Annotated in this window: 11 protein-coding genes, 1 tRNA gene and 1 pseudogene; 7 read left to right on the top strand and 6 right to left on the bottom strand. The window is 50.2% G+C overall.

Annotation, left to right across the window (positions count from 1 at the left end; translation table 11 throughout):
- Positions 1-146: 146 nt before the first annotated feature.
- The 6 genes from P304_RS0106350 to P304_RS0106325 form a co-directional block, all read right to left on the bottom strand.
- Complete coding sequence (locus P304_RS0106350; RefSeq protein ID WP_027389860.1) at positions 147-1,277, bottom strand: HD-GYP domain-containing protein; 1,131 nt, start codon at positions 1,275-1,277, stop codon at positions 147-149.
- A 212-nt stretch (positions 1,278-1,489) separates the two neighbouring features.
- Positions 1,490-3,082: a peptidoglycan D,D-transpeptidase FtsI family protein gene (locus P304_RS0106345; protein WP_160165023.1), complete on the bottom strand. Its 1,593-nt coding sequence runs from the start codon at positions 3,080-3,082 to the stop codon at positions 1,490-1,492.
- Between the two features lie 67 nt (positions 3,083-3,149).
- Positions 3,150-3,452, bottom strand: coding sequence for a cell division protein FtsL (locus P304_RS0106340; protein WP_027389858.1), 303 nt, complete (start codon positions 3,450-3,452; stop codon positions 3,150-3,152).
- A gap of 48 nt (positions 3,453-3,500) precedes the next feature.
- On the bottom strand, positions 3,501-4,460 hold the full coding sequence (rsmH, locus tag P304_RS0106335; RefSeq protein WP_027389857.1) for a 16S rRNA (cytosine(1402)-N(4))-methyltransferase RsmH: 960 nt from the start codon (positions 4,458-4,460) through the stop codon (positions 3,501-3,503).
- Positions 4,461-4,477: 17 nt separating this feature from the next.
- The gene (locus P304_RS0106330; protein ID WP_027389856.1) at positions 4,478-5,188 is read right to left on the bottom strand and encodes a J domain-containing protein; all 711 of its coding nucleotides are present in this window, start codon (positions 5,186-5,188) and stop codon (positions 4,478-4,480) included.
- A gap of 1 nt (position 5,189) precedes the next feature.
- The gene (locus P304_RS0106325) at positions 5,190-6,119 is read right to left on the bottom strand and encodes a hypothetical protein (RefSeq protein ID WP_027389855.1); all 930 of its coding nucleotides are present in this window, start codon (positions 6,117-6,119) and stop codon (positions 5,190-5,192) included.
- 206 nt (positions 6,120-6,325) lie between these two features.
- Between P304_RS0106325 and P304_RS0106320 the strand changes: the two genes are divergently transcribed.
- The 7 genes and pseudogenes from P304_RS0106320 to P304_RS17335 all read left to right on the top strand — a co-directional run.
- Positions 6,326-6,411 (top strand) — tRNA-Leu (locus P304_RS0106320).
- A 438-nt stretch (positions 6,412-6,849) separates the two neighbouring features.
- A complete protein-coding gene (locus tag P304_RS0106315; RefSeq protein ID WP_027389854.1) occupies positions 6,850-8,574 on the top strand; it encodes an acyl-CoA carboxylase subunit beta in 1,725 nt (574 codons plus the stop codon).
- 62 nt (positions 8,575-8,636) lie between these two features.
- Entirely contained in the window at positions 8,637-11,534 is a 2,898-nt protein-coding gene (locus P304_RS0106310) for an ATP-binding protein (protein WP_027389853.1), read from the top strand.
- Positions 11,535-11,728: 194 nt separating this feature from the next.
- Positions 11,729-13,174: an SDR family oxidoreductase gene (locus tag P304_RS0106305; protein WP_027389852.1), complete on the top strand. Its 1,446-nt coding sequence runs from the start codon at positions 11,729-11,731 to the stop codon at positions 13,172-13,174.
- Positions 13,175-13,263: 89 nt separating this feature from the next.
- The gene (locus P304_RS0106300; protein WP_027389851.1) at positions 13,264-14,121 is read left to right on the top strand and encodes an ion transporter; all 858 of its coding nucleotides are present in this window, start codon (positions 13,264-13,266) and stop codon (positions 14,119-14,121) included.
- A 29-nt stretch (positions 14,122-14,150) separates the two neighbouring features.
- Positions 14,151-16,841, top strand: a complete 2,691-nt coding sequence (locus P304_RS0106295) for a cation-transporting P-type ATPase (protein WP_027389850.1) — start codon at positions 14,151-14,153, stop codon at positions 16,839-16,841.
- Positions 16,842-16,906: 65 nt separating this feature from the next.
- Positions 16,907-17,113, top strand: a pseudogene (locus P304_RS17335) (IS30 family transposase); the annotation flags it as partial.
- Positions 17,114-17,123: the final 10 nt, after the last annotated feature.

The raw sequence follows: 17,123 nt of genomic DNA, 5'->3' as shown, positions 1-17,123 counted from the left end.
GTTGAATTTGATGCCGTACCATCGCTCATGATGGACGCAAAAATGGGGAGCAGTATGTGGGATGGCATATTAAAGAGTTTTTATATGAATGCAAAGGAATTGTAAGATTCAAGTCGGCAAAAAGCGGGGAGTCTTCACACCGTCGCCTACATGGCGAGGCTTCCTTCTTCCTGATGCAGATTGATAACAATTGGCGGCACGCGGCGGTTTTGGCGATCACAGAAAAGACGGACGCGCGGAGAAAACATCTCTTCCGTCAATCCCAAGCCAGAATTGATGACCGTGCCAACATACCCTTTATAGCGACCGCTGCTCACACGAATAACGGAACCGACCGGATACAGGTTCACGGAACGGACAAAGCGCTCCAGCAATTGCGGATGAAAACACTCCACCATTTCACTGCTCATAATGGAAAGCGCTTCGGGATAACTCATCGCACTGCGGTACGGCCTTTTACTCGTCAAAGCGTCAAAAACATCACACAGCGCAATGACTTGTGCCATCGGATGGATACTGGAAATAGCACCCTCAGAAATCGATTGCGCTTCCCAGCGACTCGCTTGCCCTTTTAACCCTTCCGGATAACCGCCACCAGAATGGCGTTCGTGATGGTGACGCACAATATCCAGCACTCCAGCTATGGTATTGAGGCTCTCATTCGCTTGTAACATTTCGTACCCACGAACGGGATGTTCCGTCACAACGTCACGCTCACTCGGGGTTAAACTCCCTGTTTTATTGAGAATAACCGGCGGAATATAGACTTTTCCGATATCGTGCAGAATGGCACCAACCCCGAGATGAACCAATCGGTCATTCACAAAACCAAGTTTTTTGCCAAAGAGAATGGCAAACACGGCAACATCAACGCTGTGTTGGAAGTTATACAGGGAGTTATCTTTTAGGGAGTTGAGAGAAATCAACGTGTCTTGCGAAAGAAGATTGATGATTTTATGGATGTAGTCCGTTAATTCAAGTAGATGAGAAGAGTCACCGATCTTACGTACCGTGGCCAATGCCCCTTTTTCGGCGGCTTCAAATACCTTAGCAACAATCATAGCCCCTTCGGCCTGCACTTCCGTTGCTAAATTCACTTGCGCATCCGTGCCACGCTGGTCTGATACCAGCAACATAGAATAGCCGAGATTGTATAACGTCTCGATTTTCATCCGATCAAGTACTGTCCCTTGATCGTACAGAAGTGAATGATTGTGAAATACCCGCTGCGCAAGCACCATTCCCACTTCGAGATCGGCTATTGCCATCATCTGCATATGTGCCACCATAAGTAACAAAAAGGATAATGTGCGCTTCGGACGAAAGGGTGCCGTGAGTCATACGCAAAACATTTACTATACCGCAACCAATCACCTAAACGTACTGAACAATGTGTGGCGTTGTGCTACTTCCGGTCACAACCAAGACGTACCGTTTTTTAGAGGGAGGAGCATAACTTTTCGATAGAGAAGCCGCAAGTAATTTTTCATCATTCTCCTCTAGTCACAACAGTGGGCGCTTTGTCGGGAAGGATGTTATGGAAATTTATGTATTTCGCCGCAATATCGCGGAAAATCGGCGCGGCGACCGCTCCACCATAGTATTTCCCTTCTGGCTCATCAACAAAGACACCGACGACCACTCGCGGAGATTCGTACGGGAAAAAGCCGACAAAACTCGAAAAATACTTCCCGCTATTATACCCTTTAACAGGATCAAGCTTCTGCGAGGTGCCGGTTTTTCCGCACAACGTATAGTGTTTTAAACGAGCACTTTTAGCGGTTCCGCGCTCAACAACCTGTAACAGCATATGCTTTAAGGTCAACGCAACCTGTTCGTCCAAAACCCGTTCACGCGGGATTTCCTCCCCAGTCGTACGGCGTAAAATTGTGGGTGTCACAAGATAGCCACCATTCGCTATCGCACTGTACAAGCGAACCATTTGTAGTGCATTGGCGCTCATTTCATACCCCATAGCCAATGAAGAGCGTGAGAGTTTGCTCCACTGCTTTGGCGGACGGAGCAAGCCGGGCGATTCGCCATGCAGTTCTATCCCTGTTTTCTGCCCAAAGCCGAAATTCGTCATAAATCGGTAGAGATACTCCGGCTCCATGCTGAGTGCAATTTTGGCAGTGATGATGTTACTCGATTCCACAAAAGCATCCACTGTATTGATATGTCCTACCGGATGCGTATCGCGAATTTCACGATTCCCATCGCGCCAGACACCATTCTCCCCGAAAAACATATCCTGCGGAGTGGCTTTTCCTGATTGCAAGGCAGCAGCAAATGTCACGAGCTTATACGTCGAACCAGGTTCAAATACATCCGTAATGAAAATATTTTTCCATTTTTCTTTAGGAAATTTTTGATAATTTTCGGGGTCATAATTTGGCCATCCGTAGGCCGCCAGCACTTCACCCGACCACGGATCCATCGCCACAACCGTAATACTTTTCGGCTTGCTAGACACAAGATAGGTACTCACAGAATCGTGAATAAATGTTTGCAGTTGACTGTCGAGTGAAAGGCGCAATGGCTCTTTCTTCAGCGGATAATTTTGTGTCAACGTTTCAAGCATGATATCACGGCGGCGTGCATCGCGATAAATGCCAATCCTCAACTCATCGCCGATCAACACATCGTCAAAACGTCTTTCGACCCCTTCAAGACCCTGCGCATCAACTCCTGTAAAGCCCAGCACGCGGCTAAAAAGCTCTTTAGATGGATAGCTCCGCTGCTCGCCGCTCAACAATCCGACCCCTTTAATTTCGCCAATCTTCGCCGCTTGCGCGGGGGGGACGTTGCGTGCAATCCAGAAGAAACCACTGCGACCATGAATCCGTTCATAAATCGGGCCGTAATCCTTCAACCCAAGTGCCGTCGCGATATGACTGGACGTTTTGATAATTTCTTCAATTTCCGAACCAACACCATAGACATTGTACGCCTTTGAGCTTAACGCCAGCGGCAGACCATTGCGGTCATGAATATCGGCGCGCTGCTGCTTCACCGTAAAGTCTTTAGTATATTGCGCTTGGCGCTTTTGTGCCCAGTAGTCATGGTGGACTATCTGCTTCATGCTCAAGTGATAAAATATCAGTCCAGCCGAACAAACTAGCACTCCTAGCTGCATATAACGAAGGGTTTTAACGTTGCGGTCGAGCAATGTCAGCAGCTCCTTTGACAGTCCCTTGGTGAAGGAATTCGAGTTTATCGACATCGGGATACACCATGCCAAGTTTTTTTGCCATGGCTTCAACGGCAACCGGCGAACTGAGGTGTTGCAACGTTAAGTTCAGTGTGCCAAGACGATTTTCTTCTTCCAAGACACGCGTCTGCAACATCGCTATTTCGTATCCCATAGTGATAATGCGAGTTTTAACTATCAGACTTAACAGGATAGTGGCGACCAGCAAAAAGGCCGCTCCCCACAGGTAAAACAAGCGCATATCGTTTCTTTACTCCGGCGTATAGACACGTCACTAAAATCCCGAAATTCACTGTAGCATAGCTTGAGGGAGTTTCTCTACTACCCGTAACTTCGCACTTCGCGAACGGCTATTACGGCTTATTTCTTCATCCGTGGCGATGATCGGGCGGCGGGTAATGATGCGGATTGGCGGCTGATGTTGACACATACAGCGTGGCATTTCCGGCGGGCACACGCAGGTAGCGGCTTCACGCCGGAAAAGGTGCTTCACGATGCGGTCTTCCAGCGAATGAAAGGTGATAACCGCCAAACGTCCACCAGGTGCCAACCAATCAATAGCGTCGAGCAATGAACGCTCCAACGCATCCAACTCGCCATTGACAGCAATGCGTAGCGCCTGAAATATCCGAGTGGCAGGGTGAATTTTCTCATTACGATACCAGCGCCCGATCACGCGTTCGATGAGCCCAGCAAGCGCAGCGGTCGTTTCTATCGGCTGCTTTTGCCGCTCTTCAACAATCTTGCGCGCCGCCAAAAGACTGTGCCGCTCTTCGCCATATTCGCGGAAAATACGCGTGAGTTCTGCTTCATCAGCTTCGGCAATAATATCAGCCGCCGAGCAAGGGTGATCGGGATCCATCCGCATATCCAGCGGCCCATCGTGCAAAAAAGAAAAACCCCGTTCGGCAGTATCAATCTGATGCGAAGAGACACCGAGATCATAGATGAATCCATTCACAGAAGCAGGGGTGATAGAGAGCGACTGGAGGAGTTGATTCAGATCGAGAAAATTCCCCCGCACCGCACGAAAATTGAATCCGGCAAGCCGTTCTGAAGCGGCGGCTAATGCGGCAGGATCGCGATCAATCCCAATAACAGCCGCCTGCGGTAGCCGCTCAAGGAGCGCGCGACTATGGCCGCCGCCACCAAAGGTACAATCGACGAAAAGCCCCGACGGCTCACTATCCGTAGGGGCAAGTGCTTCAATAACTTCTTGTTGTAAAACCGTTACATGATGGAACGTCACAGGCTCCCCTGCCAAAATTAGTACGAGATACGCACGGAACCGTCAAATACTCGAATAATACCGGAAACCAGCTTATCAACCCACGCAAAGAAAGGGTTTACTTGCAAATCATCATCGTGAACCATGCGTCGAAAACGGCTATCGGATTTTGCCAAAATATCCGCAATGATCTCTTTAGACTCTTTATCCTGAGAATTTTGCAGGTAAACAATGCCGCGCACCGCTTCCACAGTTCCCTTGGTCACTAACGCTTTGATCGCTTCGCGCTTCACATAAAAGTTATCGCTAAACTCGCAGCGCATGATCAGCGATTCGATGCTCATATGTGCCACGAGCGGATCAACCTTAAACGTCCCTTGCTTGATTTTCTGCACTTTTTGCAGAATCAACTGCTCTGTTGTCGGCTTTGAGCGTGGGCGACCTGCGGTAGACTGCGTGTTCGTCTGATACCGTGGAGTATGCCCATGTGCGGAGGCACTCGCGCTTGAGGTCTTCTTCGCGCTTGCTGCATCCGCACAAACAGTATCTGGATGCAACTGTTTGTACTTCATCAGTTCGCCATGAACTCGGTTGATTTGCTGAAAATATCGGACACTCGCAGGCGTATTGCCCAGAACGTCTGGATGATATTTTTTTACGCACTGCCTGAAAGCGGCCTTAATGTCTGGCAAGGTGTTGGTGTGATCCACCCCGAGCAGTCTCTTGGCTTCGCGAGCATACGTAAACATGTTACCCCTTTTCTCTAAACCCCTCGATCAGCGACTCGATATCTTGCGTATCAGTTGCGTTGGCATCATCGCGTCCCATCGTGCGGGCAACCCGCGCGCGGGATTTTTGTGACTCGGTACCGAACCAGGTGTTGAGATAGTTATTGAGTGCGCGTATCACGGCAATGACTTTTTCAATCTTCTGCCGCGATATATCCTGGAACTGTAGCAAATCCATTGCCACAAAAATTTCATCCTGACATTCGTACGCAATATCTTTGATTTTCTGGATACTGGCAAAGCTTCCCGTAATCTCTAAAAGGAGTTTTACGACAGGGTTTTCCGGATACTTCGCACTCAACCGGTTTACGACTTGTTCATGCGCCTGGAGTTGAGCAAAAAAGGAGTCCATCTCCTCGATCATCTCATTTAGCTTGGCGATACCGCCGTCCAGCTTATCCATTACCTCATTGGTTTTTTGCTCGGTTTCGCTGGTAATCTCATCCAGACGGTCAATAATCCGATGGTCGGCGGACGGCAAACGAACGCCCCCTAATAGCTCACCTTCGACCTCTTCATTACGCGAGCGAGATGGGGCTGCAGACGACACCCCAGCAGATTCCTGAGCAAGAATTTCCGCCATGTCGCCTGAAAGATTTTCCGCTGGAACGCTGTTTTCTTCCGGAAAATCTTTTGATTCGCTGGCGGCATCACGCGCTGCCACCGCAGCATCTATGTCAAATTCCTCGTCATCAGCCTCTTCAGCGGCGACCGCGACCGCAACTGCTGGAGCACCAGCTTCTGCCATAAGCGCATCAATATCAATATCGTCATTGGAAAGCGGCGCGGCAGGGGAAGCTTTTGGAGTTGGAGCGGGAGCCGCAGGTGAGGGGGCAGCGTCGAAACCGGCGAGGAGAGCATCAATATCATCTTGGTTTTGCATACTGGCCATCAAATACTCCTGTCTATGGTGCAGCGTCACCGCCTGTTTTTCAGGAATATACTATAATGGCGAATCAAGTGTTGGTCAAGAAATGGACTCGAAGAAATACCACGAAAAAGAGATTTACCTTTCGCGCCACCAACAACTGACAAACACGCTACTTTCTCGTTGACAAGCCCTACGCATTGCCGTATAAGTCCGCTTCGCACCCGCAAGGGGCTGTGGCGGAATTGGTAGACGCGCTGTCTTCAGGCGGCAGTGACCACAAGTCATAAGAGTTCGAGTCTCTTCAGCCCCACCACGGAACATCATCAAGCCGGAGAATACTTCTCCGGCTTTTTCTTTTTTTCAACACGACACATCCCAACTATCCTCACGCCCATGAGTGGCAGAAATTAACCCATCAGCTACACAAAATTCAGCACAAATCACATTATGCGTTTTAAAATGGCATCAATAAGCCATCATTCGCTGACAAGGCAATTCCCGAAAAAATCAATATATCCTTTTCAACAAAAACAACTTACCTGAAATAAAACAGAAATATAAAACCAGCACATTGTATACAGTTAGCAGTTGACAATTCTTCGTCATTCCGATAATTTCTGCCAGTAATCAAAAGTAGTTTGATTCAAAATGGTAACAACAGCCTGATCATCCCTCCTTGCGCAGGTGTCAGGCTCTTTTTGTGCCAAACTGAGTTTTCAAGTCGTTAATTTTATTAAGAAGGAAGGGTGCAATGTCCAAAACGATGATCAAACCTTCATTAAAGAATCCTTTTGATTCTGCTGAAGTGGTGGAATTCACCATTCCGGGGGAAGTATCCCGGAAGGCCGGCCCTTATGAAGAGGCAATGAAAGAAGGGCACGAACTCATTCAACGCCCTATCAAATCTGTCGCCATTGAACAGATCGAGAAACAACATTTTAAAAAGCGTATGACAGTGTGGGAGCGGATTAAAGTTCTCACGGATCAAGAACCGAATATCCTCTACCAGAACTGGGGCAAAAACCTTGACGGCGCCTCGCTCGTTACCGGGATTTTAAATATCGCTGGCCGCGATGTCGCTGTGTATGGTCATGACTTTACCGTACGCGCCGGTTCAATGGACGCGACAAACGGCAATAAGCTCGCGCGCCTTTTTTACATGGCTGGCGAAAAAGGGATTCCGGTTATCGGCATGAACGACAGCGCCGGAGCCTTTGTTCCTGCTGGCGTAGGCGGTCTTGACGGATACGCTGAAGCCTTTACCGCTCTGCGTAAAATCAGCGGTGTTGTTCCCAGTATCATGTGTATGTTCGGCTTTAACGCTGGCGGCGGCAGTTATTTACCACGTCAGGGAAGCTTTGTTATTCAGCCGAATGACACCTTTTTCGGCTTGACTGGCCCTGGAGTTGTGAAGTCAGTTCTCGGTGAAGACATTACACCGGAAGAACTCGGCGGCCCAATGGTGCACGGGCAATCTGGGGTAGCCGACATTACCGTTGCGGACGAAGTTGCTGCCCTGCGCCGCGCCGTACGCCTCCTGAGCTACATCCCCGATAACAATAGCGTAATGGCTCCATTCCAGCCAACCAGCGACCCGCTTGACCGGAAAACATGGGAAATCAACACCCTTCTCAAAAAAGCCTTTAACTCGCCGACCGGCTTTAATACGCCTTTCGACGTCTCTATCGTCATCCAGCAAATCTGCGATTTTGGCGATTATATCGAACTGCAACCAGATCGCGCCCGTTGCGTTATTACCGCTTTTGGTCGCCTTGGAGGCAACGTAGTTGGCTTCTGCTGTAACAACAGCGCCGTCGCATCAGGGCAGATTGACGTTGATGCAGCTCTCAAAATTGCTCGCTTTATCCGCTTCTGTAACCTCTACAATATTCCGGTCATCTTCATGGAAGACACCACTGGCTTCCTCCCCGGACGCGAACAGGAATCACGCGGTATCGTTCAGGCGGGACGCTCCATGCTCGACTCTATTGTCGACCTCAGAACACCACGCATCCTGCTTATTCTGCGCAATGCCTTCGGTGGTGCGTACGCGTCATACAATAACTATCCTACCGGAGCCGATCTCGTATTGGCGCTCCCAACCACGCGCCTTTCGGTTATGGGGCCAGCAGGAAAAGAATTTGTGTACAAAGATGAAGTTCGCAAGATCCGCAATGCCGTCGCTGGTCGCGTCAAAACGGGCACACAAGAACGCATTGCCGCAGGGATGGAAAGTGCCGCCGCAAAACGTGATGCAGAAAAAGAAGCCGCCGACTGGATGAAAGCTGAAGAGGCTCTCCTCAACCAGCGCTACGAAAAAGAGCTTATGAACCCCAAAGAAGGTTTGGCACTCGGGTCGATTTCTTCGATCGTTATGCCAACTGACCTCCGGAAGGTACTCGGCGAAAACCTCAACTTCTTCCTCAGACACTACAAGCCATCGCCTATGAGCGGCGTTCAGCGCGAATTCCACTGATATTCTGCCACTGTGCAGCCTGAGAAAAAGACTCGAAAAACCAGACCAGGAGTAAAACACTCATGACACATACTGTTGACTACTATAAACACAACCCGCTGATTCATCGCAACCGCCGCCTTAGCGAGTCATCGTCAGAATGGGTACGCTCTTTTGCTTGCGAAGACCTGCGCCCTCTCATCGTCTGTCGTGGCCCAATTCGTAAAGAAGCGATGGATGTTTTTGAAGAAATGGGAATCACCCACTATGGAATTTTGCTTTCCGAAAAAGATTCGATTGTGTACCCCAACGCTCTGGCGCCCGAGCTGCGCCAACTGAAAGATTCCACCCGCGTCCATCGCGTACCCGACTACACTGGTGCCAGCAAAGAAGAGCGTGTCGAACGGATTGAACAAATCATCCAAATCGCTAAAGACAACAACTATGACTCAGTTTTCGCTGGCTACGGCTTCATGGCGGAAGACGAAGAATTTGTTGCCTGTATCGAAAGAGCTGGTCTGAAATTCCTCGGCCCGAACTCTGGGACACAGGCTCGTGCCGGCAAAAAAGACGAAGCAAAGCGGACGGCCTTGCAAGTCAACGTCAGCGTTACCCCAGGGATTGACAACGTCACCGCGCGCACCTTGGTCAAAAAATATCCAACGCGCGAAAAGCTCATTGGCATGGCGAACGTGGAAGGCTTCAACCTCCCCAAAGCTATTGTAGACGACACGCAAGCTCCGCTGGAAACTCTGGCCGATGCTATCTTGTTTGCTTCGTATGCCAAAGGGGTCGACCTTTTTTCTGTCGAAGAACTCTGCGCCCAAGTTGAGTATGAAGTTGCCGAAATGTTCCGCAAATACCCACGCAGTCGCGTCCGCCTCAAAGCCATCGGCGGCGGCGGCGGGAAAGGGCAGCGGATTTTAGGAGCCTCTCTACTGGTTGCCAAAAAAATCGACGAAGCTGCCATTAAAAAAGCCGCTTCTGATGCACCTGGCATGGTGCGTGAAATCCTGAACGAAGTAAAAGCCGGTGGCGTTGGCGATAACAAAAACGTCCTTATTGAGCTGAACATCGAACAAACCCGTCACAACGAAATCCAGCTGCTCGGTAACGGCAAATGGTGCATATCACTTGGTGGGCGGGACTGCTCATTGCAAATGCACGAGCAAAAACTCCTTGAAGTATCAGTCACACAAGAAGGGCTCAAGGCCGCCATTGAAGTAGCCAAAAAAGCTGGGAGAACGGGCGAAGCGGCGTCACTAGCAAGCGACCTCACCGTTTTGAAGAAAATGGAAGAAGAAGCGGCACGCTTCGGCCAAGCGGTCGGACTTGATTCGGCGTCAACGTTCGAATGTATTGTCGACCGTGATCGCCACTACTTCATGGAAGTGAACACTCGCATTCAGGTGGAACACCGCGTTACCGAACTGTGCTACAGCCTGAAATTCACCAACCCGAAAAATAAAAACGACTTCTTTATCGTCGAATCACTCGTCGAAGCGATGGCGCTGCTTGCACAACACAAAGAGCGCCTACCAAAGCCCGAACGGGTCGTGCGCTATAACGCTTCGGTCGAAGCGCGCCTGAACGCCACCGACTCATCGCTTTCACCGCATGCTGGCGGCATGATCCGCTACTGGTCTGCCCCTATCGAAGGTGAAGTGCGTGACGACCAAGGTATCTGCATTAAAAATCCAGATACCGGCATCTTCATGAACTACAAAGTGGCGGGAGCCTATGACTCCAACATCGCGCTGTTACTCACGAAAGGTGACAACCGCCTTGAAAGCTATCAGCACCTTGCCAAAGTGCTCCGTTCTACCAACCTGCGTGGCACCGATCTGGCTACCAACCTGCAATTCCACTACGGCTTAGTCAACTGGTTCCTTGGCACAAATGTGAATGCCAAACCAACCACCCGCTTCGTCGTGCCCTATCTGACTCTCGTCGGCATCCTGAAAGAGGAAGCCAACAAACTTGATCCGGTTCATGCCTTCTTGCAAATGAAAAAACACTATGCAAAACAGGTGGTAGAAGCGATCACTGACCCCGCGGAACAAGGGAAAGCGCTCAAGAGCATTTCGAATATTCTCGACCGCAAAGGGACGCTGATTACCCGTCCGATGGAAATCCTCCTTGGCGATCCGCATCTCCTCTCCGGCTGGCTCAGCATTAACCGCAAGAACTTTAAGATCGAGAACGGCAAAGTAGCATGGCAGCGTAACCCTATTGTTATTCTTGACGAAACCTATGAATACCTCAATATGAGCTACGACCCAACCGCACCCGCCGCCGAAGTGATCTGGTCGCACGACAACGACTTGCTTCAAGCTGCGCTCCGTTTCTATGACACGTTGCGTGACAAATTAAAACTGACCAAACAAGATTACGCGAAGGCCAGCGAAATTTTAGCCAAACCCAAAGCTCCCAAAGGTTTTGATGCGAACACTTGGGAAGCCGTTCGCAGCGCCCACGCTGGCTATGAAGCGGGAATGGAACTCTTGGGCATGCTCTTCCTGATCGCAGAAAACACCGGATTCTGGAACCTGCGCATCACAGACGAGATGGAGATCATCATCCCTGATGAACTGAGCGACCCTGACCTGCAAGCGCGGATGAAAAAGGTACTCGTGCCACCTCCCGTCACCAAAGCCGATGAAATTGCGGCCATATGTGGCGGCATGTACTATGGACAGGAAGCCCCAGGAATGCCTTCCTTTATCCACGAAGGGATGCATTTTGAAAAAGGACAACCGCTCTATATCATCGAAGTTATGAAAATGTTTAATAAAGTGCCTGCACCATTTGCCGGCACGATCGACAAAATCGTTATTGAAGGAACCGAAGGGATTATTGTTTCGAAAGGGCAAACCCTCTTCAAAGTCACCCCAGATGAGAAATTTGTCGATATTGATCCCAAAGAAGTGCAAAAAGAGATCCGCAAGAAAACTGACGAGTATCTCGCCGCTGTTCTCTAACGTTTCCCTTGTTTCATACAAACCCCCTTCGCCGGATTTCCTCCGGCGAAGGGGGTTTTGTTTTTCTGACAGCAAAACCGCACCATCCTGCCATGCAGCAGGAAAAATCCCCAGTAGCGCTATTCGCCCAGAAGGACTACTCTTGACTCTTTGCAGAAGAGAGAGCGCAATCTCTCATAAGGGGGCAACACGTAATGCATATTCTCCTGACCGGTGCCAATGGCTACATTGGCAGACGCCTGAAACAGGCACTTTTGAGCGTACCGGACATTTCACTCCGCCTTATGGTGCGAAACGCGAAAAGCCTTGACCTAACGACCACTCAGCGTTGCGAAATTGCCGAAGCGACTACGTTCGACGCGGTGGCATTACGTCACGCACTGAGCGGTATCGACATTGCGTATTACCTGATTCATTCGCTCGCGGCGGGGGCGGAGTATCGCGAAAAAGATAAAACCAGTGCCCGCTTATTTCTGGAAGCGGCTATCAACGCTGGTGTAAAGCGCATCATATACTTAGGCGGCCTTGGCGATAAAGCACATGCCAGCGAACATTTACTGAGCCGTATTGAAACAGGCGAAGTGCTTTCTTCCCGCCCTGATCAGATTCAAACACTCTGGATTCGCGCGGGTGTGATCATCGGCTCCGGCAGCGCCAGCTTTGAAATCATCCGCAACCTTACGCAAAAGCTTCCTATCATGATCACGCCACGCTGGGTGGAAACTATGGCACAACCAATTGGCGTAGACGATGTCGTCCGCTACTTGGTCAACAGCGCCACATTAGAAGTAAGCGGCAATCAAATGATTGATATTGGTGCCGATGCCATGACGTACCGCGAGTTGATGCTGCGCACGGCCAGCGTTATGGGGCTCAAGCGGAAAATTATCCCCGTACCCGTTATGACGCCAACATTATCATCATACTGGCTGATTTTCTTTACCTCCGTGCCCTACGTTGTCGCACGCGAGTTAATCGAAGGATTATCTTCGCCCGTTATCGTCCAGAATTCACGAGCGAAAGAGCTTTTTTCCTTTCAGCCAATGTCATACGAAGCAAGTGTGCGCCGTGCACTCGATGAAATTGAATCGCGTCAGGTGGTCAGCCGTTGGAGTGATAGTGGTGGGGAAATCTGGGAAAAGCACCGCCAAGGCGATATTGCCAACGCGCTTTTGATTGATCGCCGCCGTGCTCCACTAAACGGTGCCACGGCAGCGGCGGTGTACCGCTCCTTCACCATGCTTGGTGGTGATTCCGGCTGGTTTTCCTATGACTGGCTTTGGGGGATGCGTGGGTTTATCGATAAACTTTTAGGAGGATTCGGACGCAATCGAGGACGACGCGATGCCTGCGATCTGCGTATCGGTGATTGCCTTGACTTTTGGAAAGTTGTGGAGCTGGAACCCGACCGCCGCCTGCTGCTTTTTGCTCAGATGAAACTCCCTGGCAAAGCGTGGCTGGAGTTTATGATTGATGGCGACGAACTGATTCAAACAGCATACTTTTATCCCGATGGAATTGCCGGGCGTCTCTACTGGTATGCGATGCTCCCAGCACATTTCTTTGTCTTTCGCGACTTGATAACCAAAGTGTTGTCACGCGCCCGAACAGAAACCATCCCGCATAAACCAGAAAAATAACTGCCAATAGTCGTATACGGTAGCCACCGCCGCCAGAGTGCGCTATTTTTAGCTTGGTTGCGTATACAGCAAAAGTAGGAAGGTTTTTCATGGAAGGACAACATACTCTCGAATGGAGGGAGCGCTTATATCGGTGGATAGAAAAGCGTTCTGTTCATCAAACGATTATTGCCATTATCATTTTGAATGCGGTCATCTTGGGACTGGAAACCGTACCATCGGTTAACCGCGAGTACGGCGACCTCCTCTATACCATTGATCGGGCCTGTCTGGCCGTCTTTGTCGTTGAAATACTCCTCGCCTTAGTCGCGTTAGGACCCAAACGCTTTTTTCGCGATCCTTGGCGCGTGTTTGATTTTGTCGTCGTTGGAATTGCGCTCATTCCGGCCACAGGTGCCTTTTCTATACTGCGGAGTTTACGGATCCTCAAGGTGCTCAAGCTTGTTTCCTCCTCACCACGGATGCGCTCCGTCGTTTCGGCCTTACTTTCTGCTGTTCCCGGCCTGAGTGCGATTATTTCGTTGCTCCTTCTTCTTTTCTATGTTTCGGCCGTCATGAGCACAAAGCTCTTCGGCCATGATTTCCCCGAATGGTTTGGCTCTATCAGCGCTTCTATGTATACACTTTTCCAAATTATGACACTTGAAAGCTGGTCGATGGGGATTGTCAGACCGGTATTGGAAGTGCACCCTTACGCGTGGATCTTTTTTGTACCATTTATTATGATAGCTACCTTCACCATGCTGAATCTTTTTATCGCCGTCATTGTTGACGCGATGCAGAGCCAGGCTCGTGAAGCGCAAAGCCAACAGATCGAAGAGCTTGAACATATTGCGGACATGAAAGAGCAAAAACTACATGACGATATTGACGACTTGCGCCACGAAGTTCGCGAACTCAAGGCGATTGTGCTCCAAGCGCTGGATCGCCAGAACCCCCCGCAATAAGCGGCAGAAAGTATGCGTTGGATAGCACTATGACCCATAATCCCTTTCACATCGAAAATCCGCATGCCCGTGAGGCGCACGACGTAATCACTTCCCTGCAGAGCAGCCGCACAGGGCTTCAATCAGATGAAGCCGCCGCACGGCTGGCTACTGTCGGACCGAACCGCCTCCCTTCTCCACCGAAAGAAGGGCTCTTTAAACGATTTTTTAAACACTTCCACGATGTATTAATTTATATCCTGCTGCTGGCCACGCTGATTACCGCACTGATGGGACATTGGATTGACACAGGCGTTATTCTGGGAGTAGTTGTTATCAATGCGATTATTGGCTTTATTCAAGAAGGGAAAGCAGAAGAGGCATTGGAAGGGATACGCAACATGCTCTCCCTCAAAGCGCATGTCTTACGTGATGGCGCATGGGATGAAATTGACGCAGCTGAATTAGTCCCAGGCGACATTGTCCGACTCCGTTCCGGCGACCGCGTTCCTGCCGATATGCGACTGCTCGACGCCGTTAATCTTGCGATAGAGGAGTCGGCGCTCACTGGCGAATCCGTACCATCCGACAAAACGACTCATGTCGCCGCACCGGAAAGTGGTATTGGCGACCGTCACGGCATGGCTTTTTCGGGAACTCTCGTTGTCGCAGGGCGCGGACTCGGCGTGGTGAGTGCGACGGGAGCCGCCACCCAAATCGGCCATATCAGCACACTGATCGCCGAAGTTGAAACGCTGGAAACTCCGCTGACAAAGCAAATGAAGCAATTCGGCAAAGTGCTGTCGGTCGCAATCGTTGGCATGGCATTCCTGATGGGTTTTGCGGGTTGGTTCTTTCATAGCTATCCCCTCGGAGACATTCTCTTAGCCGCTATTGGATTTACCGTGGCTGCTATCCCAGAAGGTTTACCCGCCATTTTGACCATTACCCTCGCGCTTGGTGTTCAACGCATGGCACGCCGCAACGCGATTACGCGGAAACTGAATGCCGTTGAAACGCTCGGTTCCGTCACCGTTATTTGTTCCGATAAAACCGGCACACTCACCTGCAATGAAATGACCGTGCGCCATGTCACGACAGCGGATCATACCTATACCATTTCGGGGACAGGATATAACCCTGACGGCGACATTACTCGTAACGGCCACACCGTTGCGCTCGATCATGCATACGATCTGCATGCGCTGATCGAAGTGATGGATATCTGCAACGATACAACCTTGCACGAAGAGAATGGGCGCTGGGAGTTGGTTGGGGAACCAACCGAAGGTTCGCTGCGCACGCTCGGTATGAAAGCGGCGTTTAACTCAGCAGGTGTGACACGCATTGATATTATCCCATTTGAATCGGAAAACAAATTTATGGCGACACTCAATGAGTTTTCTCATGGCCATAAAAAGATTTTACTCAAAGGAGCGCCAGATAGATTGCTGGGTCGCTGTTCACTCCAGCAGTGCGCCGACCACTCGACTGCCCCGATTGACCGCCCCTATTGGGAAGAACAGATCAATATCCTCAGTAATCAAGGGTTGCGCGTGCTAGCAGCAGCACATCGCACGGTGGCAAGCGAAACGCAGACACTTACACGACACGACATTGAAAACGATATGATTTTTCTGGGCATTGTGGGGATTATCGACCCGCCACGTCCTGAAGCGATTGAATCCATTGCCGCATGTCATCGTGCGGGAATTCGCGTCATCATGATCACAGGTGACCACGCCGGAACGGCCAAGGCAATTGGTCGCGAAATGGGGATTGGCGATGGGAAATATGCCATCACTGGCAGCGAGCTGGAAATGGCATCCGAGAGTGAACTGCAAGCACTGGTGCGGCAAAATGTTATCTTTGCCCGAACCAGCCCCGAACATAAGCTCCGACTGGTCATGGCGCTGCAAGCCAACGGGGACGTTGTCGCGATGACCGGCGATGGGGTGAACGATGCGCCTGCCCTCAAGCGTGCCGATGTTGGCATTGCAATGGGGATTAAGGGAACAGAAGCGACGAAAGAATCCGCTAAAATCGTTTTAGCAGACGATAATTTTGCTTCTATCGAGCGAGCAGTAGAAGAAGGTCGCACCACATATGACAACCTACGCAAAGCAATCCTCTTTATTTTGCCAACGAATGGCGCCGAAGGACTGGTCATTCTCGCAGCAGTAGCGTTTGGCTTCCTTTTACCCCTCACTCCAGTGCAAATACTGTGGGTAAATATGGTTACAGCAGTCACGCTCGCCCTCGCACTGGCATTTGAGCCGTCCGAACCCGATGTAATGCAGCGTCCACCGCGCAAGCCTGGCGCTTCAATTTTAGATGGAGTATTTCTGTGGCGCATAGCATTTGTCTCATCCCTGATTGCAGGAGCAACCTTCAGTGTCTTTGTTTTCGAAAAACACAGTGGCATGCCGATAGAACTCGCCAGGACGTTGGCCGTCAACACACTGGTTTTCGGGCAAATATTCTATCTTTTCAATAGCCGCTTCCTGCGGGAATCGAGCATGACGCTCCAACGCCTTTTTGCGAATCGTGCAGCGTGGATCAGCGTGGTTATCTTACTCGGACTCCAACTCGTTTTCGTGTATGCCCCCTTTATGCACACGCTCTTCAACTCAGCGCCCCTAAAGTTGCAGCACTGGTTGATACCGTTCGCTATCGGCCTCGGCGTGTTCCTGCTGGTGGAATTTGAAAAATGGGTTTTCAGAAAGGTGGCAAAGAGGTAAATCAACGGCAATGTTAGCCTGTGACCTCATTTAATAGGCAATGCCTTACCACTCAACGAGCGGTGAACGCCAACGGATTAATACGTCAATACTTCCCTAAAGCAACAGCATCATTATCGGGTGTAACCAACCAGCAAGTCTTCAACGCCGTACATAAACTCAACAGTAGACCAGCGAGAAAATGTCTGGATTATAAAACGCCCTACGAAGTGTTCCATAAGCTCTCAGGCGTAGACATTGAAAAGACACTGGGCGATGCCCTGATTGCTTGAATTTAGGAAC

The sequence above is a fragment of the Chrysiogenes arsenatis DSM 11915 genome (assembly GCF_000469585.1).
Lineage (GTDB): Bacteria > Chrysiogenota > Chrysiogenetes > Chrysiogenales > Chrysiogenaceae > Chrysiogenes > Chrysiogenes arsenatis.
This window is presented reverse-complemented; position numbering and strand designations above follow the sequence as displayed.